Genomic DNA, 21,309 nt, shown 5'->3' with positions numbered 1-21,309 from the left:
GAGAATGTTTGTTAATATGCCAGCTACAGTAGAAGGTGCTAAATTGCAATTAACACAGGAGCAGGAGACGCGCTACCGAGTAGTTTATCGTAAAACAAAGGATGAACAAGGCGCTTATTTTGCTGATTTATGGAACCCAGAGTCAGACTATACAGATGAATTTATCATTGTCCCTTTAAGATCGGTATATGACGGTATAACAGAGTCTTTAGCTATTGGCACAAACTTTGCCAATGTGGAGGGTAGTACTCATGATCCGAAGCATGGTGAGACATCTTGGATTCAATTGATAATAAAATCCATAGGTAAAGGCCCGGCTGGCTCATGCTGTGCAGAACCTAATACAATTTATGTAGGTGGTTCACAGGATGAAGGCGATGAACGAACAGCAGAATTTACTTGTAGTACCTCACTTGTAGGTGGGCATGTAATTTTATATGCAACCAATTCTAGTAAGGTTGAAGCAGGCAAAAATGTCCATTTACTGCCTATTTGCGGTAAACATAATACATTTTACTATGAAGGTACTGGCAAAGGCTATTATATGAAATTAGGACGCCAAATAAGCGCAGTAAAATTAAAAGAGTATTTTCAACTATCGGCAATCGCCGAGGGCTAATCACCATTCATAGATATGACTGAGATAAAATATTTCCACCACCAAAGAATTAAACGATGTTGAAATGTTTATATAGCATTTCAACATCATTCATTTTTTCCCCGTTTATTTCTAGGCATAAAAACCTCCTAACTACTAAAGTTAGAAGGTTTTTAAATGCAAACGCTTACTTTACTGTTTCTGCTACACCTAACACATCATTCTCTTCAAGGAATTTTGTATTGAATTGTGCTGATTTGAAAACACCATTGTTCATTAGTGCTTGGTGGAATGGTTGTTTTAGGGAAAAATAATCCATCAGTTGTACCTAGTATATCGTTATTCACTTGGTAAATAATCAAACAACTATCTCTCATTAGTGTATAAGTAATTACCGAATTAAAGACACTAGTATCCTTTACTCTTAATAAAAAACGCTTTAATGAAATCGAATCCAAGTATACCGTTTGAAATTTGCTAAGTTCTTTAAAAATAACAATCCCTCCCAAGTTATTTATTTGGATTTTCCATAAAAAAATACTAAAGGCATCATATTACCTTACCTAATGATATTTCAGGTGTTGTCTATGTTAAATATGAAAGTAGTGCATGGGAATATGAAATCGCTAAAGAAATAGTAAGTTCAGGATATGAAGTTGATTTCATGAAAATCTAATCCTATGTCAACCTGAGGGTTTGTGTGAATGAGAAGTAGGCACACAAGTCCTTTCCTTATGCTTTCTCAACCTCTCCAGTAGCTTAACACAAAACTTTGTAGCTCCCCTCAAACAATCTGTGTTAATGAATTTAGTTATGAAAGGTTCGAGGAGTGTCAAGAAAGGATCTATTAAACATAAAAAAGAAAAGATGACTTTTATTAGTCACCTTTTCACTTGTAAGTAGCAATTTAGTTATTGAATATTTGTTCGTAACGGTGGAAGAATGCCACTGTATGCGCTCTTGTTAGAGAATCATTTGGTTTAAACTCTTCATTTGTTTTAGTAGTTGTTAAACCATTATCACGAAGGAATTTAATAGCTTCTGACTGAGATACAGTCTTACCATAATGCATTGAAGCTAAGATACGAGCAAAGTTACCCCGTGTGATATCCTTACCTGCAATGGCTTGTTTGGATGCTGTGTTTGCACCTAGAACTGGTAGAGCGTATTTTGTAGCCAGTTGATAGTTTACGTCTCCATACCATGAAGTATTAGCTAGCGTTGAAGCTAGTTCTGATGGTTTGAAGTAACGGAATAGGATAGATAACATTTGGTTTTCCGTTAAGTTCGTGTACGGTTTAAGTAAGTTTTCGTACTTACCTGTTGATGGGTTTTTCACGTTTGGGTATCCACTGATGATCCCGATGTTGACTGCCCACTTAAAATCCTCAGCCCAGTATTGGTTTGCATTGTAATCAGCAAACTTTGATACATCAACATTGCCCGTTGTGGGCGGTGTTACTGGAGGTGTTGGCGTTGATGTTGAAGCTGAGTAGTTTAAATAACTTGATGCTACATACCCCTCTGTCCCATCACTTCTTTTCACAGGATACCAAACAAAATGGTTTTTCTTCGTTGATACTTTTTCATATTCAAAAGGACCCGTAATGGTAACAATTTCACCTTCACGTAAAGTACCCAAAGAAGGACTATCCGTAGTAGGTTTTGTCCTAAATGTTACATTCGTTATTGCACTAACTTTTTGATTTGTTTCAAATAAATACTTAGATTTTGTTAATGGTAAATCAAAATCATAGTTCATCGTTGAAAATTTAATATTTTCCCTGCTGTTAGAGTTATATTGAAAATGTTCACGTGAAAAAGGTAGCTCTGTTAAGTCTATTAATTCCAATTTATTAATAATTCGGATAATTTTCTCTTGATAGGCATTGGTATTTCTTTCACCAGTTGCTTGAACAATTGGACTATTTACTGGCTTAGTACCGTTATAAGCCATGATAGCGAAGTACCAATGTTCCAGTACATCTCTTTCCCCACCGTTGATGCTAGGTAAATCCTTTCGCTTAAACATATCATCTAAAGTCTCTACACCAGCTTGAATATTATAGACAATATCGCTTTTTAGTCTATCTTGATTGTAGCCTGCTTGATTTGTAATTTGCATAATGCCAATTCCATTATCAGCTGTCACAATCGCTTCACCATTCATATCAAAATGACGCCAATTTCCACTTTCACCTTCCGCTATTGCCTTCACAATTTCAGGAGGAACATTATAACTCAGTGCTGTTTCGGTTAACAAACAGTTCATTGTGGAATAATCAGGGTTGACCTTCGATGCCGAATCATACTTACATGTATTTGCAATATCATTAGCTAATACATTTTTATCTATGTTTATAGATAGAGAGAGGGTACCAATGGCAATAACACTAATCAATGGTTTCAATATCTTTTTCATATGTGATTAATACACTTCCTTTCATATTTTTTTAAGTTAAAAGGTTCAGATACATGTTATCATAAACCCAATATTTGAGATAGGGGTAATAGTCAATATTTCTTTTATTTAACAGAATAGAGTTATAAATGATAGCTCTACCATATATTGTTTAATTTTAATTCGGTGAAAAGGTTGTAAATAGTGATTGCTTATACAAATAATTGCCTTCAGCAACAAAAATATCATACGAATGGTTCTCCTCTAATCGCACGAACGTATTCACCCTCAAGCCACATTTATAAATCGTTAAAACTGCTACTGCATCACGAAAATGAATGAAATTACTCATATCAAAAGTAGACAATAAACTAGCTAAATTATTTTCATTAGCAGGGGGCTTGATTCTTCCATCTACCTTTATTTTTACATCCTTCCAAAATCGTTTCTCTATCCATCCATTATCAAATATGCGGTTTAGTATTGCCTTTACAACACGTAGTTTACTTTGCTTTGTAGTATCTTTGACGTCCCCTAAAGAAGCAATAAAACCAAATAATGTTTCCAAAGAAATTTCGTCTACATATTCAACATTCATGGTTTTCAACATGCGATTAAAAATATAATCATATTTGCTAATTGTCCGTTTCCGAATACCTGACAATCGCATTTGCTCTTTGACAACCATTAAAGCTGAATGCGCGCTAATACAATTCCCCTTTAATCGAACAGAATTAACATCTACCACAATGGACGGTGCTATAATAAGTGGCTCGTCATGCTCATTCTTAGGATTTACTTTTTTCAGCTCAATGGGACTCATATGCTCCAAATCAAATATTCCTGTTCTTTGCTTATTTTTGGACATAAAAAAACCTCCAACCTAAATAAATTTAGTTAGAGGTAAAAAATTTCGGATATTCCTATTTGTTTTATTCCCTAAAAGCTTACTTTACTGTTTCAGCCACACCCAACACATCATTCTCTTCCAAGAACTTCGTATTGAACTTCGCTGATTTAAACACGTCATTGTTCATCAATGCTTGGTGGAATGGGATGGTTGTGTTAATACCAGGACCCGCTACTTCGAATTCGCTTAGGGCGCGGTTCATTTTTGCAATCGCCTCTTCACGTGTATCCGCATGAACAATTAGTTTTGCTACCATTGAATCGTAGTATGGTGGGATTGTATAGCCTGCATAAACAGCAGAATCAATACGGACACCATAGCCACCTGGTGTTACATAAGTCTCAACCGTTCCTGCTGATGGCATAAAGTTTTTATAGGCATTTTCTGCGTTAATACGGCATTCAATCGCCCAGCCATTTAATTGAATATCTTCTTGTGCAAATGGCAACTTCTCACCTGATGCAATTTTTAATTGCTGCTGTACAAGGTCAATACCTGTAATCATTTCTGTTACTGGGTGCTCTACTTGGATACGTGTATTCATTTCCATAAAGTAGAAGCGATCTTCTTGATAATCGTAAATAAATTCAATCGTTCCTGCACCTTCATAGTTACATGCTTGTGCCGCTTTTACCGCTGCTTCGCCCATTTCAGCACGACGCTCAGCCGATAATGCTGGGGATGGTGCTTCCTCAACAAGCTTTTGCATACGGCGTTGAACCGTACAATCACGCTCGCCTAAATGCACAACATTGCCATGACCATCTGCTAACACTTGGATTTCACAGTGGCGGAAATATTCGATAAATTTCTCTAAATAAACGCCAGGGTTGCCAAATGCAGCAGCAGCCTCTTTTTGTGTAATTTCAATCCCTTTGACAAGATCTTCTTCTGTACGAGCTACGCGGATTCCTTTACCGCCACCGCCAGCAGTCGCTTTGATAATGACAGGATAGCCAATGTTCGCAGCCCATTCTTTACCTGTTTCAATATCTGGCACGATACCTGTACCTGGTACAAGTGGAACACCCGCTGCTTCCATTGTTGTACGTGCGACGTCCTTAATCCCCATAATTTTAATAGAGTCAGAGGATGGACCGATAAATTTAATGCCAGCGTTTTCACACGCTTCTGCAAAATCAGCATTTTCAGCCACAAAGCCATAGCCCGGGTGGATGCCATCAGCACCTGTTTTTTCAGCTACGCTTAGTAATGCTGGGAAGCTAAGATAAGAATCCTTTGATAGCTTTGGTCCAATACAATACGCTTCATCTGCTAATTTTACATGTAATGCGTCCGCATCTGCCTCTGAGTATACAGCAACCGATTGAATGCCTAACTCTTTACAAGCACGAATGATACGCACAGCGATTTCGCCGCGGTTTGCAATTAAAACTTTTTTCATTTGTTTTGCACTCCTTACTCAGCTTTTACAAGGAATAATGGTTGGCCGTATTCTACTAATTCTCCGTCTTTCACAAGTACCTCAACGATTTCTCCTTGTACTTCTGCTTCGATTTCGTTGAATAACTTCATCGCTTCTACGATACATACGATTGTTTCGTTGCCTACTTTGTCACCGACTTTTACATAAGCTGGTGAATCTGGGCTTGGTGCTTGATAGAAAGTACCAACCATTGGAGATACAACTTTATGTAACGATGGGTCGTTTGTTGCTGGTGCTGCTGAAGCTGGTGCTTCCTCCACTTTAGCTGGTGCAGGTGCTGCTGGCGCTTCCACTGGTGCAGATTGTTGTACAACAGGGACCACTACTTCTTTTTTAGGTGCTACAGCTTCAGTAACAACAACATTATTTTTCTTTAATTTTACTTTTGCGCCATCTACTTCATACACAAACTCATCAATGGAAGATGCATCTACTAACTTAATGATTTCACGAATTTCTTGAACTTTGAACATTTCTAACTCTCCTTCTGAAATAAAAATAAAATCTACTACCAATAACCATTCTATATTTTTTCGAATCAATTTGAAATAGTTAAATGAAAATTTAGTAAATATGGACAAAAAAAAAGGCTTTCCTTTACTAAACGAAAGCCTTTTCATAATCCTGCTATATAACAATAATTTATAAATAGACAAAATATTTGGTTTTTTTCTTTATTTTTTAATAATTATTGGCACTAAACTTTACCTGCACATCACTTGCGCCCTCCATCTCTGTTCTCACAAGGTAAATAATTTCATTGGCTTGTGCTTTGGACAATTCCTCCGCCATTACCGTGACCGAAATCTTTTCACCCTCAGCACGAACAAACGCATCTGAATAGCCTAATGATTTAATAAGCATTTCAAGCATCGCCTCCGCTGATTCACGCTTAATCAGACTATCCATTTCATTGTATGCCTCATTTTTTTCTTCAGCTGAATATTCCTCTGAAGCAATTTTTTGAGTTAATTGCTCACGAAGCTGACTTCTTTCATCACTAACCTGCATACGCATTTCTTCAAATAGGTGACTCGGTGAAGAGACCTCTTGTGTGATATCATTGGTTGCTTCCTGATCTGTTACACCTGTTACGGCTGTTTGTTGTAATGTATCATCCGTAAAAATAGTAAGACCATTAAATTGCTTTGCTGGATCAACCAAATAATACACTGAAATGACTGCTACTAAACTTAATAATGTCATAAACCAAACTGTTCTTCTACGTACGCGCATTTACTTTTCCTCCTTATTTTCCATTGGAACGATAATAATTCGATGAATGGGCAGCTGCATCACCTGACTCACAACTGCTCGAATTTCATTTTTCACAAAAATATCGGATGCACCCTCTGACACAACGAGCATTCCTGTTACGTTTTTTGTGCCTTGCTCAGTCCCCCGAAAATATTGGCTAAATAGTTTATGTTCATCCTGTTCATCTGTTATCTCTCCATAATAAAAGTAGACTTTTACCTCCCCAACACCTGCCATAGCCTTCAATGTTTGTTCCAGCTTTTCTTCATTCGTAAGCGCCGAATGGTTGTCATTTGTTGAGTTTGTTTGATACATCGGTAAAATGATGAAAATTCCCGCGGAGGCAGCTATAAGTATGAAAACCATCAATGACGTTGTTTTTTTGCGTGTCTTTTCCACATCACTTGTACATAGCCTCCTTTCACCTTCTCTTTTTCAAGTGTATGTACGCTTGTTTCTTCCTATGAATTGATAAATGGAATCTTTAATAGCAATTGCAAAAATACTAACGTAATGACCAATTTGGTGAGTGAAATAACGTCCTTATCATCTGTTAGAAACACAAATAGCTGACAGATAAAAAGCAATGCCAATAAAAGAATCAATCTATCTCCCTCCTGCCATCACTTGTACAAACACAATGAGGAAAAAACAAGAAAACATAAATGAAAAAGCAATCAAAAAGGATACAGCACATAGGGTAAAGAGCGATTTACTAACTTGATCCAGCAATCGACAAATATCATCAAAAGCAATGGGTTCTAAAATGGCAGCTAGCATTTTTAATGAATAGGCACTTACAATTAGTTGAACAGTTGGAATAAAGGACACCGTAATAACAGCAATAAAAGCACTGATGCTTGTTAAGGAGGATGTAAATTGTGTCATATGCTGAAACATGGAAAAGCTATCAACAATAAATGAGCCGACAACTGGAATATTTTCTTCAATTAATTTTTTAACAGGCTCCGCTACAGCGGCATTGACACTAAATGCAGCTACACCGCTTGCTGTCATGAGTAGCACATAGCAAATAACCGAGGCAGAAACGATGCTCATAATCGTAAAACGAATTAATTCAGCGATTCGTGTAAAAGATATTTCCTTGACAATGACACTACAGACATCAAAAACAATGGCAAAAAGCACGCCTGGTATAAGCCACTTACTACTGATAATCGTAAGGACTTGTACAAAAAATAGTAAAAAGGGCTGCCAGGAAGCAATCGCTGTAATACTGCTTGATAGTAGAAAGCTTGATGTAAGAATCGGATAAAATGCTGTAAATAGATGGGCTAGTCCTTGTGCAATTTCATCAATTAATGTAAAGGCATTCACAACAACAGGGCCAATCGTGGCTAAAACAATCAGGAAAAAGAGGATCCTTGTCCCTTTTTCAAATGCTGGTAGTATCATATTGACAATTAAAATAATAATGACATAGCTACATAGCATCAGTGTCATCTTGAGCAAAAGAAAGAATGGGTCCACTAAAAATGCTAGTATTTGCTCCTGCAATGGCCTCGCTCCTTAGTTTAGCCTTTGTAAAATAGACGACACCTCCTGTAAAACAGCCAAAAATTCTTTCAACCAATACATGATAATCACAAGCTTCACTGCAGAAAAAACGATGTTCCCGAGCACCTTATAGTTATGCTCTACAAGCAGCAATGACACCCATTGCCCTACATAGAACAAACTTGCACTCATTAAAATGGCTTTCGCATAGGGCAAAAATGCCAATGTTTCTAAAAGCTGCTTAACAAACGGCAATAAAAGGGTCGAGAACAACATGCTAAAAAGTAAAAACGAAAACATAACACTAATTAGCGCATGGAGTGGCTGTATAACTTCTTTTATCAGCAGTAATAAAAGCAGCATGACAACAGCGACAAGTACAATTTCCATCTACACTACCCAGATGATGTTAGCCATTGGAAAAATGTGAGAATTTCATTGAAAAATAGACGTAAAAAACGGAGCAGTTCTGCTGTCATATATAAGTAGGCAATAAAAAATAGGAAAAATGAGAACTCCTTCTTCCCTGTTTGATCAAAGAAAACATGAAGAAGCGCAACGACTAGTCCCACTCCAGCAACTCTTAATACGTCTTGTAATTCCATTCCTACGCCCCCTCGTGTACAGCAATATATGTCGCTCTGCAAAAAAAAAGACCTCCATACGGATGTATAGAGATCTTTCTTGTAAAATTTTTATCCCGTCTTAACAATCTTGTTGTAGCATCTGGTACAGCCTGTAAGACCCTCACTTCAAGTAGCGCTGGCTCCCGTCTGGTGAAACGACCAAATATTTTTTATGCGAAGAAAATTCACGAGTGCTAAAAAAACCACTCACGGATTTATAGGAGCTTGTCAATAATGCTTTTAATCGTACCTGTCTCCTGCACAAGATAGCTATTTTCTCCCATCCACATGGATAAATACTCAGCATTGCCTTGCTCTGCACTTTCTTTGCGAATCGCTGTCGTTAGGTAATGCTGTAATGGATAAGGAGCTACTGTTGCATCTTGCATTCGTTTTGTAAAGTCATTGGCTAAGCCTCTTGCAGGTTTTCCAGTAAATGCACTTGTCACCGTTGTTTGCTGCTCTTTCGATGTTAATACCGCATTTTTATATAACGGTGAAATTTCACATTCATCTGCTACTAATAATACGGTGCCAATTTGAACAGCCTGTGCCCCGCTTGCTAGTGCCTCCTGAATATCTTCTTTTGTCACAAGTCCACCCGCTGCGATAATAGGAATAGCAATTTGGTCTGCTACCTGCTGGAGTAAATCCTTTAACGGAATTAACTGCATAGGCACAGAGAAGGAGCCGCGATGACCACCAGCCTCCCCACCTTGTAGAACAACAGCATCTATTCCTGCCTGCTCCACTCGTTTAGCTTCCTCTACTGTCGTCGCTGTACCAATTGTATAGACACCATTGTCTTTTAACTGTGTGAGGATCTCGGCTGATGGAATCCCAAAGGTAAACGAGCAAATGGCTACCTTTTCCTCAATAATCGCTTGAATTTGTCCTGCAAACACTTCCTTAGATACAACACTTTGGACAGGCGATAGTCCTAGCTCATCATAAAAAGGCTGTAGTGCCATGCGGGCTTGCTGAAGCGTCTCGACATCAATTTTTGGCTCCTCTTGGACAAATAAATTAACGGCAAAAGGCTTAGGTGTTAACTTCTTCACTTCCTGAATAAAATGTTTGGTTTGTTCACCATTTAAGTAACCTGCACCAATTGAGCCTAATAGCCCTGCCTCAGCACAAGCCGCTACAAACTTTGGTGATGTTACACCTGCCATTGGTGCTTGAATAATTGGATATGGAATATCAAATAGTGTATGTATCATTGTTCTCACTCCTTATTACTATTGTAATCCTTTTTTCCAACGATGACCATCTATCTGATGATAGAAACACAGAGGATACAAAGAAAAAAAGTGCTAGCGCCTCCATCTATTCTCCCAACATTCACTTTTTTTCCACATGATATGTATAAGAAACAAATAAAAACCTGCCCTTTTATCAAAAAGAGCAGGCTAAAGCAGGACGATTGATTATGCGCGAGAAACGTAAGAGCCTTCTTCTGTGTTAATAATCAAAACATCGCCTTGGTTCACAAAGAATGGTACTTGTACGATCAGACCTGTTTCAAGTGTCGCAGGCTTTGTACCACCTGAAGCTGTATCACCCTTGATTCCTGGTTCTGTTTCAGTTACTTCTAATTGAACAGTATTTGGTAACTCAACACCTAGCATTTCACCTTGGTATGATTGAATATGCACTTCCATATTTTCTTTTAGGAATTTTAATTCATACTCAATAGCAGATGAAGCTAATTCAGTTTGCTCATAAGATTCTAAGTCCATAAATACATGCTCGTCACCTTGTGCATATAGATATTGCATTTTACGATTATCGATTTGTGCCTTTTCAACTTTTTCACCAGCACGGAATGTTTTTTCATTCACAGAGCCATTACGTAGGTTACGTAATTTCGAACGTACGAATGCAGCACCTTTCCCTGGTTTTACGTGTTGGAAATCTAATACGCGGTATAATTGACCATCTACAATAATTGTTAGACCTGTACGGAAATCGTTTACTGAAATCATTTATGTTCCTCCAAAGTTTATAAAATAATAAGTTCTTTTGACGAATGGGTTAGTCGTTCATTACCTGTTTCTGTAATTAAAATATCATCCTCGATACGAACGCCACCAATTCCTGGTAAGTAAACACCTGGTTCAATCGTCACGGCCATACCTGGCTCTAATACAGTATCAGAACGCATCGACAAGCCAGGGCCTTCATGTACTTCAAGACCAATACCATGCCCTAAAGAATGACCAAATGCTTCGCCATATCCTTGTTCTTTTAAGTAGTCACGTGCAATTGCATCCGCTTGAATGCCTGTTAAGCCAGGGCCCACTTTTTCAAGTGCCAATAGCTGCGAAGCAAGGACTGCATTGTACATATCTACTAATTTTTCGGATGGTTCTCCCACAGCCACAGTACGTGTAATATCCGAAATATAGCCATTGTAGAGCGCACCAAAGTCTAATGTCACAAAGTCGCCTTTTTCAATCACTTTATTCGTTGCCACGCCATGTGGTAATGCTGAACGAAGACCAGACGCAACAATTGTGTCAAACGAAGACTGAGTTGCTCCTTGTTTACGCATGAAAAATTCTAATTCATTCGAAACCTCAAGCTCGGTTTTACCAGGCTTGATGAAGCCTAAAATATGTGTAAATGCGTGATCTGCAATTTCACACGCAGCCTTAATAATATTAATCTCTTGTTCCGTCTTAATCAAGCGAATTTTTTCAATTAGCCCAGAAATCGGCACTAAATCTGCTTGAAGGTTCGATTTATATAGCTCATATGTGCCATAGCTGACAGTATCTTTCTCAAAGCCCAATAATTTGATGCCCATATGGTTTACTTGAGTAGCAATTTCTTCAATAATTGTCGCCTCATGCTTGACAATTCGAAAGTCCTGTACTTGCGTAGTAGCCTGCTCTGTATAACGGAAATCTGTAATAAACACCGCATCATTTTGGGATACAATTGCTACGCCTGCTGTCCCTGTAAAACCAGTCATATAACGACGGTTATAGCCATTTGTAATTAAAATGCCATCGATGTTTTGTTCTTGAAGTGCCTTACGTAGCTTTTGTAATTTCAACATAATTAATTCTCCCTCTCGATAAATGTACGTAGTGCCAGCTCATAGCCTTTCGTACCGAGCCCACAAATTTGCCCAAGGCAGGCTGGAGCAAGATAGGAATGATGACGGAAAGCCTCACGTTTATGGATATTGGAAATATGTACTTCAATTACTGGCACAGTAATCCCTGCAATCGCATCATGCAACGCAATGCTTGTATGGGTATATGCACCAGGATTAAAGATAATACCTTCATATTTTTCATCCTCTGCCTCATGCACCCAATCAACCAGTACTCCTTCGTGATTAGATTGACGAAATTCCACCGTTGCTCCTAAAGAAGCCGCAAGATTTTGAAGATTTTCCCGAACATCCTCTAATGTTTCATAGCCATAAATATGTGGTTCTCTTTTGCCGAGTCGATTTAAGTTAGGTCCATTCAAACATAATAACTTCACGCTTCGATTCCCTCTTTTCTATGTACTTGTCACTATATTTTATCACAGACGGCGCATACAGCAACTAATTTCCTTGTTGTGCTGTATGCTCCTGCTGATGAAAATTGGCAGTTTCCAATAAAAAACGCAATAAACAAATAACCGTCACGATAAATGGAATCGACAGCTTTTTAAAGGACGAAAGCTGTAATGGTAAATCTAATGCAATCCACTCAATGGAGATGGTCACCAAAAGTCCTAGTAAAAACGAAGAAAATACGGCTGGAATCACATAAACATAGCGCATTGTTAAATATAAGCATAAGCCAATAATAAATAGCAGAAAAATAAAAAGGGTCCACTGAAATAATTTAGAGCTTTCTTCAAACCAATTCCACTTTTTATAAAAGCCAATGGGATGCCATTTAATGAGATGAAAATAATGTAGCCCCTTTAAGCATAAAGCCAAAGCAAGAGCGCTAACGAGGGATGTGATCACGGCTACTCTCATCGATCTTTCCTCCTTTTTGCATACAAATGATTTCCTAAAATGTACGATTAGTGTAGCCATATAGAAAATTTACTATGCGTAACCCTAGAGGTTTTTCACTAAATTTAGTACAATGGTACAGTTGAAATATATAAAGAGAGTGGTGTTAGCCTTGAGCAATTCACCTGTATACGGGGGACAAGCACAATTAGAGGGTGTGATGTTCGGAGGAAAGGAACATACTGTTACTGCTATTCGTCGTAACGATGATTCCATTGATTATTATCATTTTAAAAAAGTACAAAAGCCTATGTTACAAAAGCTCAAAAAAATTCCATTTGTGCGAGGAGTTGTTGCACTTATTGAGTCTGCTGGTTTAGGCTCTCGTCATATGCAATTTGCAGGAGATCGTTATGATGTGACGCCTGGTGAGGAAGAAGAGCATAAAGAAGAAGGCTCAAAGCTTCAAATGATACTAGGAGTTGCGGTAGTCGGTATACTATCCTTTTTATTTGGAAAATTTGCCTTTACCTTGATTCCTGTGTTTATCGCTGATTTTTTCTCAAAATGGATTGACAGCAAAACAGGGCAAATTTTACTAGAAAGTGGTTTTAAACTACTGTTACTATTAATCTATTTATACTTTATTTCCTTAACGCCATTAATCAAACGCGTATTCCAATACCATGGCGCTGAGCATAAGGTTATTAATTGCTATGAGGCAGGCTTAGAGATTACAGTAAAAAATGTCCAAGCGCAATCACGTCTACACTATCGTTGCGGTAGTAGCTTTATTCTTTTTACAGTCTTTGTCGGCATGTTTTTATACTTCTTCGTGCCTACTGACCCACTATGGCTACGTATTGTAGACCGTATTTTATTAATTCCTGTTGTACTCGGGGTTTCATTTGAGGTTTTACAAGCAACAAATGCTTGCCGCAATGTGCCCGTGTTACGCTTCCTTGGCTACCCAGGGCTATGGTTACAATTACTAACAACACGCGAGCCAAAAGACGACCAAGTAGAAGTAGCCATCGCCTCCTTTAACATGCTACGTCAAGTAGAACAACAGCCAGAAATTGCTGCAACGTTGCACCATGATTAAAAAAGACCTCGAATAGCGAAGACGTTAATACAACGTTTCCTATTCGAGGTTTTTCTTTCTTATTTTAATAATTGTCTAGCAATAATGACACGTTGAATTTGATTAGTTCCATCATAGATTTGCGTTACCTTTGCATCACGCATCATTCTTTCAAGCGGATACAATGTTGTAAATCCGTTTCCTCCCAAAAGCTGTACGGCATCAGTCGTCACTTGCATTGCCACATCTGTAGCATAGTATTTTGCCATTGATGCATGTTTCTCCATCTCATTCGTCTGCTCATCAATATGCTCAGTAGCCGTTTTTACTAACAGCTCTGCCGCAACAATTTTCGTGCCTAACTCTGCTAGCATACCTTGAATCATCGGCTGTTCACTTAATGGTTTTCCAAATTGGTTTCGTGCTTTTAAATAATCAAGTGCAATTTGAAAGGCACCCTTCGCAATGCCAACCCCTTGTGCGCCTACCAATGTTCTACTTCTATTGAATGTCTTCATTAATAGTTTAAAGCCAGATCCCTCAATCCCAAGCAGATTTTCTTTTGGCACACGCACCTTATTGAAAATAACAGCACCTACACTTGACCCTCTTACCCCAAGTGTCTCTATACATTCACCGAATTCTACGCCTGGAGCAGTGGCTTCTACAATAAAGAAGCTCAACCCTCTAGTAGGATGCTCCCCTGTCCGTGCTAATACTAAATAAGCACCTGCTTCCCCAGCATTTGTAATAAAACGTTTTTCTCCTGTGAGAATATAGCTACCGTCGTCATACACTGCTTGCGTTTGAATATTCGAAACATCTGAGCCAGCCTGTTCCTCCGTTACACAAAACGCTCCCGGATACTTGCCCGCTACTAATGCACGTAAATAATTAGCTTTTTGCTCCTCATTGCCTCCTAAATCTAGTAAACAAGTTGTTAACGCCTGTGTGCATAATAAAACAGAAGTTGAGGCACATACTTTTGCTACTTCTTCCACTGCTTGAGCACTTACATAAAAGGATTGTTCGGAACCACCATATCTTTTGGCAATATGTAAACCAAATAATCCTTCATCCGCTAATAAACGAAAGTTTTCATGAGGAAAGCTTTGCATTTCATCCACTTGCTGTGCATGAGCTTGTATTTTTTCAATAACATGTCCTATTGCTAACATACAGAATAACATCCTCCTTCTTATCCGTTAATACTCATAAAAGCCTTTACCTGATTTACGTCCTAAATGTCCTGCCTCTACCATTCTCTTTAATAGGGGACATGGTCGATATTTCGAATCGCTAAATCCATCGTACAAGCTTTCTAGTGCATATAAAGTCGTATCTAAGCCACACTGATCCGCTAGGCGTAACGGGCCAATTGGATGATTCGCACCAAGCATCAAGCCTCGATCTACCTCCTCTGGGGCAGTTCCTTCCATTACAAGGTATGCAGCTTCATTCATCATTGGCAATAAAATACGATTCACAATAAAGCCTGGATAATCCTGTGCAATAACGGTTTCTTTATGAATTTCCTTGCCATACTGCTGCGCACGCTTCAATGTTTCTTCAGATGTTTCAATGGACGTGACAATTTCCAACAATCTCATAATTGGCACGGGACTAAAGAAATGTAGACCAATTACTTTCTCAGGCCTTTTTGTTACAGAGCCAATAGCTGCGATAGACAGGGAGGAAGTATTACTTGCTAAGATAGCGTTCGGTTGAACAATTTCATCTAGCATTTTAAACACTTCTTGTTTAATAGCTAATTTTTCTGGAACAGCTTCAATGACTAAATCAACATTTTTCCCAAGCTGTATATCTGATGCATAGTGAATATTTGCATGAATTTTCTGCTCATCTTCTAAGGTGTATTTTTCTTTTTTTAGCATGGATTGAATACTTTTCGTAATATAATTCCTTCCTTTATCCAAATCAGCTTCTGTTCGATCCGTTAAAATTACCTGAAAACCAGCTAAAGCAAATACTTGCGCAATCCCACTTCCCATTAAACCCGCACCAACGACCATTACTTGTTGCTCCATCTGTTCATCTCCTATTCTACTAAGTTATCCTGTACATTTTTTATAATAACAGCGGCTCCTTGTCCGCCCCCAATACATAACGTTGCCAGTCCGTATGATAAATTTCGTTTTTGTAATTCATGAACTAAGGACACGATAATACGAGAACCTGAACTACCAACAGGATGCCCTAATGCCACAGCACCACCATTGACATTGACAATATCAGGATTCATGTCTAACTCTTTCATCACAGCTAGAGCCTGTACTGCAAAAGCTTCATTTAATTCAATTAAATCTATTTCCTCTATTGTTAAATTTGCCTTTTCTAAAGCTTTCCGTGTAGCAGGTACAGGACCAATGCCCATCACACTTGGCTCAACACCTGCCGAGGCTACTGAAATAATTTCTGCAAGTGGCTGCAAATTATATTTCTTTAGTGCATGCTCTGAAACGATTAACAAAATAGAAGCTCCATCATTCAAGCCAGAGGAATTTCCAGCCGTTACAGTGCCCCCCTCTTTCAAAAAGGCAGGTTTTAAATTTTTCAAAGCCTCGACTGTCGTTTTACGCGGATGCTCGTCCTCTGTAAACCATTTAGATGAACTCACTTCAATTGGCACAATTTCCTTTTTAAATAAACCTTGCTGAATAGCATGTAATGCTTTATTTTGGCTATTTACGGAAAACTGGTCTTGTTCTTCTCTTGAAATTTTGTATTGCTGTGCTAAATTTTCTGCCGTAATGCCCATATGATAGTCTTCCATTGCACAAATCAAGCCATCATATAATAAACTATCTTCTAGTTGCATAGACCCCATTTTTTTACCATCGCGACCGTTCAATAAAATATGTGGAACATTACTCATGCTTTCTGTACCACCTGCGAGTATCATTTCCGCTTCACCAGCCTTGATTTGTTGATAGGCTAGTGACACCGAACGCATACCTGATGCACATTGTTTATTAATCGTCATGGCAGGGATGGATTTTGGAAGACCTGCCTTTATCGCAGCTTGCCGAGCGGGATTTCCTTTTCCTCCTGCTTGATAGACATTGCCAATAATAACCTCGTCAATTTGCGCCAACGGTATTTCTACATTTGCTATAAGTGCTTTTATCGTAGCAGCCGATAAATCAGAGGAATTGAAATGTTTTAAGCTCCCGCCAAATCTGCCAACTGCTGTTCTTAAAGCTGATACAATATATACCTTATTCAATTTCATCCACCTACTTCCTCATTATTCTTTTTATGCTTTTCTAATTGCTGACGTAGCTCCTCTGGAATAAGCTCTGATTTTTTTGTTTTCTTGTTAAAATTTACATAGGTAGCTGTTCCTTTACTACATAATTGATTGTTTTGATACATTTCTTCCTCAATGATATAGCTAGAGTTTCCAATTTCTTTGATATACGTGTGGATCGTAACATCTTGTCCATAGTGAATTTCATTGAGGTAATCAACGTTTAAATTAACGACAACACACCTCCAATTGTCAAAAGATAGCGTAGGGGTAAAAATTTTAAAAATACCCTTTCGACCAGCTTCAAACCAAATAGGTATAACGGTGTTATTAATATGACCCATTCCATCTGTCTCAGATACTCGCGGTGTAATAACTGTTGTAAACATAAGCACCTTCCTTATTTAAAAAATCTGGATAAAATAGTATAAATATTATGTGAATAGTGTAAATAAAATAATCGCAAGAGCTGTGGCACACATTGTCAGAACTACAGCCATCATCGCAACTGGTAAGTAGGCTCGTTTAAAGGTGTCATGACAAATATTTTTAATCGTTGTGACAATATAGCCATTGTGGGGAAGCGATGCCAAGCCGTCTGACGCCATAACAGAAACACGGTGTAATGCTCCTGGATCAACGCCCATATTTAAGTAAATTGGCGATAAAATTGGGAGAGCAATCCCTAAACCACCCGATGCTGAACCTGTTAAACCTGCAATTAAATTAATACAAATAGCTAGACTTAATAATGGCGGCCCTGGAATTTGTAATACAGCATCTACGATTTGTGTAAATCCAGATGTAACAGCAGCTACCTTTCCAAAGGCAATAACCGCACTCGTATTACATGCTGCCAAAATAGCATCATTTGCTCCACGCTCTAAAACTCGCCAAAAATCTGTAATATATCTAAACATCGTGATACACGCAACAACAATTGCCCCTAATAAAGCAAAAATAGCTGCGGAGGTTGCAGAAAACATTTGTGAATACGTAACCATTCCAGCCACTACGACGACAATGGGAAGTATTGCTAAAAGGATGCTTGGTAATTGTTCTTTCTCTCGTTCATTTAACTCTGCATCACTAGCATGTGCTTCAAACTTTTCACCTCTTTTAACGGAACGACTGATTGCAAAGTGTAACCATAAAGACCCGACTGCAAAATTAAAGATAGAGACAAGCATCCCAATCCAAAAGCCTGAATACGGCGTTGTGCCAAAAAATTCTGTTGGCATAATATTTTGAATTTCAGGTGAACCTGGTAAAAACATCGTAAACGTTACCGAACCAAATACCAAAGCTGCTGGTATAAACCGTCTTGGCAAATCGGCTGTTCTAAATAACGAAACTGCTAGTGGATACACTGCAAAACCAACCACAAATAATGATACGCCACCATAGGTCATAATGGCACAGGCTAACACAACAGCCATCACAGCGCCTTTCGGTCCAATCACTTTCATAACCCAAGTTGCAATGGATTCTGCAGCACCTGTTTCTCCCATCACTTTACCAAAAACGGCGCCTAGTAAGAAAAGTAAGAAATAGGATGCAAAATAGCCTGTAAAACCAGTCATATATGTGCCCGTCATGGCTTCCACGACATCTTGACCAGATGTTATGGCTACAAATACACTTGCTATAATCGCACTAATAATAATGTTGATTCCTCGAACGGTCATATAAATCAAAATGGCTAAGCCAATCATTAACATAATTACGCTCATAGGTTACCTCCCTTTGTTTTTTCCTATTGTATTTTCTATTCTTCTACCTTTTTATGCTGATTAAAGCTCGGCTCTCTTTTTTTGATAAATGCTCCAACCCCCTCAAAGGCATCTGGATGTTGAAAGACATCATAGAATAGTTCTGCCTCACGCTGAATCCCTTCCTCTATAGAATGGTCAGCACCATACATCATAGCCTCCTTTATTTTGCTAAGCGTATAGCTTGACTTTGTCGCCAACTGCTCTGCCCACTCCTTAGCATAAGTAAGACCTTCACTGGAAGCGGTTACTTTATTCACTAAGCCAAGTGTAAGGGCGTCCTGCGCGTCAATACTTCCCCCGAAAAATATAAGCTCCTTTGCTTTTGACATCCCAATCAATCGTGGTAATCGCTGTGTTCCTCCCCCTCCTGGGAAAATACCTAAATTAATTTCAGGCAGCCCTATTTTCACATGCTGCTCAGCAATTCTAAAATCACAGCATAATGCTAATTCACACCCTCCCCCAAGCGTCAAACCATTTAATACAGCGATTGTAGGCTTAGGAAATTGATCAATATAATTATAAAGCTGATGATTTCTATGAATATGTCTATCCATATGTTTGTCCCCTAGCCATGTTGGGAATTCTTTTATATCAGCACCAGCCATAAACGCCTTTTGTCCAGCGCTTGTTAAAATCACAACTCTGATCGTGTCATTTTTTTCAATTTGCTGGAAAGCATGCAATAAACCTTCTACAACTCTTTTACCTAAAACATTTAATGGTGGATGATTGATTTGGACAGTTGCTATATGATGCTCTATCGTGACCTCTACTATATTTGGATAATTAGTCATTTGTTTCATTCACCCCTCTTTGTTGTAATTCTTCATCTACTAGCACCCGACGAAGTAGCTTTCCAGTAGCCGTTTGAGGTAGGCTCTCTCTAAATTCAATGCTCCGAGGATATTTATAACTCGCCATTTTCTCTTTACTCCATGCAATAATATCCTCTTCTTTGATAGTACCAGCATACTCATCTTTCAATACAATAAAGGCCTTTACACTTTCTCCTCGTTTTGCATCGGGAACACCAATTACTGCCGCAGCGTTTACCGCTGGGTGTCTTACGAGCATGACCTCTACATCTTCTGGGAATACACTATAGCCTGAACATTTAATAAGCTCTTTTCTACGCCCTTGGAAAAATAGATGGCCACGTTCATCCATAAAGCCAATATCCCCTGTATGCAACCAATCATTTTGTATCGCTGTTCGTGTCGCCTCAGGCTTATTTAGATAGCCTTTAAATACAGCAGGACTTTTAATAAGGATTTCCCCCAACTGTCCGACTGCCATATCTTCATCCGTATTTTCAGGATTAACAATACGAACCTCTGAACCTGGCAATGGTTTACCATGTCCACCAGCTACAATATCGTCAAGGGGCATAACAGTATCTGCTGTATGTGTTTCACTTGAACCATAGGAGATTTCAAAAATCGTAGCAGCTGTTAATGCCGTCCAAGCACGCATAATATCTTCTGTTAATGGAATACCAAAACTTGTACATTGACAAATTTTTAATGTTGAAAAATCAATATCTTGAGCATTTGGCAGGTTCATCATATCTACATTCATTGGCGTTACAGTATATGTAACAGAAATTTTATATGTTTCAATTGCTTCTACTAAAGCTTCTGCAGAGTACCGTGTTAAAATAACAATCGTACCACCTGTAAAAATAGGTACATTTACGCTAAAGAGCTTGCCCGCAATATGACACATTGGCATTACACTTAAATGAATATCATCATGTTGGTAGCCATAGCACGTTGCTACACCTTTTGTTTTATAGAAAGCGTTACCATAAGAAAGCATAGCTCCTTTTGGCAATCCAGTTGAGCCTGAAGTATAGACAATTAGACAAATATCCTTGTCCATATCAATATCTACAACAGGTATTTTGTCAATTTCTTGCTGTAAAATACTCATTAAATCATAGGTGCCTTCAATTTTTTCCTTTGAAATAATTGGTTCTGGAAAAAAAGGAACTGGCTTTTCTGGTAAAAAATCTGTGTAATTCGTAACAATAATATGGTCTAACTCTGTCTGATCTTTTATATTTCCAACGACACCATATAAATGATCTAGTGTAACAATAGCCTTTGCCCCTAAATCTTTTACCTCATATTCCAGCTCCCACTCTTTAAACATAGGACTACACGGGCCTTCAATTGCTCCAATTTTTTGTATCCCGAGACTACAAATAATATATTGTGGACAGTTCTGCATAAACAAAGCTACTTTATCGCCCTTTTTAATCCCTTGTTTTTGTAGAAATACAGCAAATCGATCCGATAACTCGTCTAACTCTTTGTATGAAATACGCTTCCCATAATAAATAAGGGCGTCTTGATGCGGACGAATTCTTGCATGTTGACGTAATTTTTCATGTAAAGGTTGTTCTTTATATTGATTCATCAAATAAAACTCCTCCTTATGACTA

The 21,309-nt window shown here is 38.3% G+C and carries 25 protein-coding genes; 2 read left to right on the top strand and 23 right to left on the bottom strand.

Annotated elements, in window-relative coordinates:
* The first annotated feature begins 4 nt into the window (after positions 1 to 4).
* Entirely contained in the window at positions 5 to 619 is a 615-nt protein-coding gene (locus ADM90_RS07895; protein ID WP_053994441.1) for a hypothetical protein, read from the top strand.
* A gap of 166 nt (positions 620 to 785) precedes the next feature.
* Here ADM90_RS07895 and ADM90_RS25315 read toward each other — a convergent pair whose 3' ends face one another.
* The 16 genes from ADM90_RS25315 to ADM90_RS07825 form a co-directional block, all read right to left on the bottom strand.
* Positions 786 to 917, bottom strand: a complete 132-nt coding sequence (locus ADM90_RS25315; protein WP_268766607.1) for a hypothetical protein — start codon at positions 915 to 917, stop codon at positions 786 to 788.
* 588 nt (positions 918 to 1,505) lie between these two features.
* Complete coding sequence (locus ADM90_RS07890) at positions 1,506 to 3,020, bottom strand: SH3 domain-containing protein (protein ID WP_053994440.1); 1,515 nt, start codon at positions 3,018 to 3,020, stop codon at positions 1,506 to 1,508.
* 157 nt (positions 3,021 to 3,177) lie between these two features.
* A complete protein-coding gene (locus ADM90_RS07885) occupies positions 3,178 to 3,867 on the bottom strand; it encodes a hypothetical protein (protein ID WP_053994439.1) in 690 nt (229 codons plus the stop codon).
* A gap of 79 nt (positions 3,868 to 3,946) precedes the next feature.
* Entirely contained in the window at positions 3,947 to 5,314 is a 1,368-nt protein-coding gene (gene accC, locus ADM90_RS07880; protein WP_053994438.1) for an acetyl-CoA carboxylase biotin carboxylase subunit, read from the bottom strand.
* A 14-nt stretch (positions 5,315 to 5,328) separates the two neighbouring features.
* Positions 5,329 to 5,829: an acetyl-CoA carboxylase biotin carboxyl carrier protein gene (gene accB, locus ADM90_RS07875; protein WP_053994437.1), complete on the bottom strand. Its 501-nt coding sequence runs from the start codon at positions 5,827 to 5,829 to the stop codon at positions 5,329 to 5,331.
* A 208-nt stretch (positions 5,830 to 6,037) separates the two neighbouring features.
* Positions 6,038 to 6,592, bottom strand: a complete 555-nt coding sequence (locus tag ADM90_RS07870; RefSeq protein ID WP_053994436.1) for a SpoIIIAH-like family protein — start codon at positions 6,590 to 6,592, stop codon at positions 6,038 to 6,040.
* On the bottom strand, positions 6,593 to 7,012 hold the full coding sequence (locus ADM90_RS07865; protein ID WP_053994435.1) for a hypothetical protein: 420 nt from the start codon (positions 7,010 to 7,012) through the stop codon (positions 6,593 to 6,595).
* Between the two features lie 62 nt (positions 7,013 to 7,074).
* Positions 7,075 to 7,218, bottom strand: coding sequence for a hypothetical protein (locus tag ADM90_RS24675; protein ID WP_162838598.1), 144 nt, complete (start codon positions 7,216 to 7,218; stop codon positions 7,075 to 7,077).
* 1 nt (position 7,219) lies between these two features.
* Positions 7,220 to 8,131: a stage III sporulation protein AE gene (locus ADM90_RS07860; protein WP_053994434.1), complete on the bottom strand. Its 912-nt coding sequence runs from the start codon at positions 8,129 to 8,131 to the stop codon at positions 7,220 to 7,222.
* Positions 8,132 to 8,143: 12 nt separating this feature from the next.
* A complete protein-coding gene (locus tag ADM90_RS07855) occupies positions 8,144 to 8,521 on the bottom strand; it encodes a hypothetical protein (protein WP_053994433.1) in 378 nt (125 codons plus the stop codon).
* A gap of 5 nt (positions 8,522 to 8,526) precedes the next feature.
* Positions 8,527 to 8,736, bottom strand: a complete 210-nt coding sequence (locus ADM90_RS07850) for a hypothetical protein (RefSeq protein WP_012295089.1) — start codon at positions 8,734 to 8,736, stop codon at positions 8,527 to 8,529.
* A 236-nt stretch (positions 8,737 to 8,972) separates the two neighbouring features.
* Complete coding sequence (locus ADM90_RS07845; RefSeq protein ID WP_053994432.1) at positions 8,973 to 9,980, bottom strand: NAD(P)H-dependent flavin oxidoreductase; 1,008 nt, start codon at positions 9,978 to 9,980, stop codon at positions 8,973 to 8,975.
* A 207-nt stretch (positions 9,981 to 10,187) separates the two neighbouring features.
* Positions 10,188 to 10,745, bottom strand: a complete 558-nt coding sequence (gene efp / locus ADM90_RS07840) for an elongation factor P (RefSeq protein ID WP_053994431.1) — start codon at positions 10,743 to 10,745, stop codon at positions 10,188 to 10,190.
* A gap of 17 nt (positions 10,746 to 10,762) precedes the next feature.
* Complete coding sequence (locus ADM90_RS07835) at positions 10,763 to 11,824, bottom strand: M24 family metallopeptidase (protein WP_053994430.1); 1,062 nt, start codon at positions 11,822 to 11,824, stop codon at positions 10,763 to 10,765.
* A 2-nt stretch (positions 11,825 to 11,826) separates the two neighbouring features.
* Positions 11,827 to 12,261 carry a type II 3-dehydroquinate dehydratase gene (gene aroQ / locus ADM90_RS07830; RefSeq protein WP_053994429.1) on the bottom strand — a complete coding sequence of 145 codons (435 nt, stop codon included), beginning with the start codon at positions 12,259 to 12,261 and terminating at the stop codon, positions 11,827 to 11,829.
* A gap of 64 nt (positions 12,262 to 12,325) precedes the next feature.
* On the bottom strand, positions 12,326 to 12,751 hold the full coding sequence (locus tag ADM90_RS07825) for a hypothetical protein (RefSeq protein WP_053994428.1): 426 nt from the start codon (positions 12,749 to 12,751) through the stop codon (positions 12,326 to 12,328).
* Positions 12,752 to 12,863: 112 nt separating this feature from the next.
* On the opposite strand from ADM90_RS07825, the gene ADM90_RS07820 reads away from it, so the two are divergent.
* Positions 12,864 to 13,835: a DUF1385 domain-containing protein gene (locus ADM90_RS07820; protein WP_053994427.1), complete on the top strand. Its 972-nt coding sequence runs from the start codon at positions 12,864 to 12,866 to the stop codon at positions 13,833 to 13,835.
* 59 nt (positions 13,836 to 13,894) lie between these two features.
* Here ADM90_RS07820 and ADM90_RS07815 read toward each other — a convergent pair whose 3' ends face one another.
* The 7 genes from ADM90_RS07815 to ADM90_RS07785 are packed head-to-tail and all read right to left on the bottom strand — an operon-like array spanning position 13,895 to position 21,284.
* Positions 13,895 to 14,992, bottom strand: a complete 1,098-nt coding sequence (locus ADM90_RS07815; protein WP_053994426.1) for an acyl-CoA dehydrogenase family protein — start codon at positions 14,990 to 14,992, stop codon at positions 13,895 to 13,897.
* Between the two features lie 27 nt (positions 14,993 to 15,019).
* Positions 15,020 to 15,862, bottom strand: a complete 843-nt coding sequence (locus ADM90_RS07810; RefSeq protein WP_053994425.1) for a 3-hydroxyacyl-CoA dehydrogenase family protein — start codon at positions 15,860 to 15,862, stop codon at positions 15,020 to 15,022.
* A gap of 11 nt (positions 15,863 to 15,873) precedes the next feature.
* Positions 15,874 to 17,067 carry a thiolase family protein gene (locus tag ADM90_RS07805; RefSeq protein WP_083448486.1) on the bottom strand — a complete coding sequence of 398 codons (1,194 nt, stop codon included), beginning with the start codon at positions 17,065 to 17,067 and terminating at the stop codon, positions 15,874 to 15,876.
* A complete protein-coding gene (locus tag ADM90_RS07800) occupies positions 17,064 to 17,474 on the bottom strand; it encodes an acyl-CoA thioesterase (RefSeq protein WP_053994424.1) in 411 nt (136 codons plus the stop codon). The genes ADM90_RS07805 and ADM90_RS07800 overlap by 4 nt, the downstream gene beginning before the upstream one ends.
* Before the next feature lie 45 nt (positions 17,475 to 17,519).
* Positions 17,520 to 18,818: a GntP family permease gene (locus ADM90_RS07795; protein ID WP_053994423.1), complete on the bottom strand. Its 1,299-nt coding sequence runs from the start codon at positions 18,816 to 18,818 to the stop codon at positions 17,520 to 17,522.
* A gap of 35 nt (positions 18,819 to 18,853) precedes the next feature.
* Complete coding sequence (locus ADM90_RS07790) at positions 18,854 to 19,666, bottom strand: enoyl-CoA hydratase/isomerase family protein (protein WP_412176977.1); 813 nt, start codon at positions 19,664 to 19,666, stop codon at positions 18,854 to 18,856.
* Positions 19,650 to 21,284, bottom strand: coding sequence for an AMP-binding protein (locus ADM90_RS07785; protein WP_053994422.1), 1,635 nt, complete (start codon positions 21,282 to 21,284; stop codon positions 19,650 to 19,652). The genes ADM90_RS07790 and ADM90_RS07785 overlap by 17 nt, the downstream gene beginning before the upstream one ends.
* Positions 21,285 to 21,309: the final 25 nt, after the last annotated feature.

Source organism: Lysinibacillus macroides, assembly GCF_001281525.1.
GTDB classification, from domain to species: Bacteria; Bacillota; Bacilli; order Bacillales_A; family Planococcaceae; genus Lysinibacillus; species Lysinibacillus macroides.
This window is presented reverse-complemented; position numbering and strand designations above follow the sequence as displayed.

Coding starts and splice junctions, on each gene's coding strand:
- efp (WP_053994431.1), bottom strand. CDS start 10,745: ATGATTTCAGTAAACGATTTCCGTACAGGTCTAACAATTATTGTAGAT.
- ADM90_RS07845 (WP_053994432.1), bottom strand. CDS start 9,980: ATGATACATACACTATTTGATATTCCATATCCAATTATTCAAGCACCA.
- ADM90_RS07825 (WP_053994428.1), bottom strand. CDS start 12,751: ATGAGAGTAGCCGTGATCACATCCCTCGTTAGCGCTCTTGCTTTGGCT.
- ADM90_RS07785 (WP_053994422.1), bottom strand. CDS start 21,284: ATGAATCAATATAAAGAACAACCTTTACATGAAAAATTACGTCAACAT.
- ADM90_RS07815 (WP_053994426.1), bottom strand. CDS start 14,992: ATGTTAGCAATAGGACATGTTATTGAAAAAATACAAGCTCATGCACAG.
- ADM90_RS07895 (WP_053994441.1), top strand. CDS start 5: ATGTTTGTTAATATGCCAGCTACAGTAGAAGGTGCTAAATTGCAATTA.
- accB (WP_053994437.1), bottom strand. CDS start 5,829: ATGTTCAAAGTTCAAGAAATTCGTGAAATCATTAAGTTAGTAGATGCA.
- ADM90_RS07800 (WP_053994424.1), bottom strand. CDS start 17,474: ATGTTTACAACAGTTATTACACCGCGAGTATCTGAGACAGATGGAATG.
- ADM90_RS07820 (WP_053994427.1), top strand. CDS start 12,864: ATGGTACAGTTGAAATATATAAAGAGAGTGGTGTTAGCCTTGAGCAAT.
- ADM90_RS07810 (WP_053994425.1), bottom strand. CDS start 15,862: ATGGAGCAACAAGTAATGGTCGTTGGTGCGGGTTTAATGGGAAGTGGG.
- ADM90_RS07890 (WP_053994440.1), bottom strand. CDS start 3,020: ATGAAAAAGATATTGAAACCATTGATTAGTGTTATTGCCATTGGTACC.
- ADM90_RS07855 (WP_053994433.1), bottom strand. CDS start 8,521: ATGGAAATTGTACTTGTCGCTGTTGTCATGCTGCTTTTATTACTGCTG.
- ADM90_RS07870 (WP_053994436.1), bottom strand. CDS start 6,592: ATGCGCGTACGTAGAAGAACAGTTTGGTTTATGACATTATTAAGTTTA.
- ADM90_RS07795 (WP_053994423.1), bottom strand. CDS start 18,818: ATGAGCGTAATTATGTTAATGATTGGCTTAGCCATTTTGATTTATATG.
- ADM90_RS07885 (WP_053994439.1), bottom strand. CDS start 3,867: ATGTCCAAAAATAAGCAAAGAACAGGAATATTTGATTTGGAGCATATG.
- ADM90_RS07805 (WP_083448486.1), bottom strand. CDS start 17,067: ATGAAATTGAATAAGGTATATATTGTATCAGCTTTAAGAACAGCAGTT.
- ADM90_RS07790 (WP_412176977.1), bottom strand. CDS start 19,666: ATGAAACAAATGACTAATTATCCAAATATAGTAGAGGTCACGATAGAG.
- ADM90_RS07850 (WP_012295089.1), bottom strand. CDS start 8,736: ATGGAATTACAAGACGTATTAAGAGTTGCTGGAGTGGGACTAGTCGTT.
- ADM90_RS25315 (WP_268766607.1), bottom strand. CDS start 917: ATGGATTATTTTTCCCTAAAACAACCATTCCACCAAGCACTAATGAAC.
- ADM90_RS07835 (WP_053994430.1), bottom strand. CDS start 11,824: ATGTTGAAATTACAAAAGCTACGTAAGGCACTTCAAGAACAAAACATC.
- accC (WP_053994438.1), bottom strand. CDS start 5,314: ATGAAAAAAGTTTTAATTGCAAACCGCGGCGAAATCGCTGTGCGTATC.